The sequence below is a fragment of the Vibrio sp. OPT46 genome (genome assembly GCF_015163535.1).
In the GTDB taxonomy this organism is placed as follows: domain Bacteria; phylum Pseudomonadota; class Gammaproteobacteria; order Enterobacterales; family Vibrionaceae; genus Vibrio; species Vibrio alginolyticus.
Genome location: NZ_JADDYG010000349.1, coordinates 1 through 401, shown reverse-complemented (window position 1 = coordinate 401; position 401 = coordinate 1). Strand labels below are relative to the sequence as shown.

The following is a 401-nucleotide window of genomic DNA, read 5'->3' as shown; positions in this document are numbered from 1 at the left end:
TACTTCTATACGCAGGAGGGTTAAAAGCAATGCAAACGGCCTCCATTATTGCCGGTTTCCCTATCGCCATTTTTATCGCGGTGATGAGCTTAACGCTGTTTCATAGTATTCGACGCGAACCTAAGCCATGGGCAATGCTGCCTGAGCATGTTCACCCAGAGCAAGAGAAACTTGATGGTCCTGTTGAACCGCTTGTTGAAAGCAAAACAGTGGCTTCCGAGCCTATCGCTTCAAGATCCTCACAAAAAAGTGATTCCACACTCAATCAGGGACCAGTACTAAGTTAGTGCGTCGTTTCATCAATCTGACCCGTCCTGATATGGGTTGACACTTTTTAACTAAAACGCTCGATGTACTTCATCGGGCGTTTTGTATTTTAAAGCCGTATGAGGCCTCATTTG

General features: G+C 45.6%; 1 pseudogene. It reads left to right on the top strand.

What is annotated here, in order from left to right:
- Positions 1 to 287 (top strand): annotated as a pseudogene (locus IQR33_RS15790) (BCCT family transporter); the annotation flags it as partial.
- Between the last annotated feature and the right edge of the window lie 114 nt (positions 288 to 401).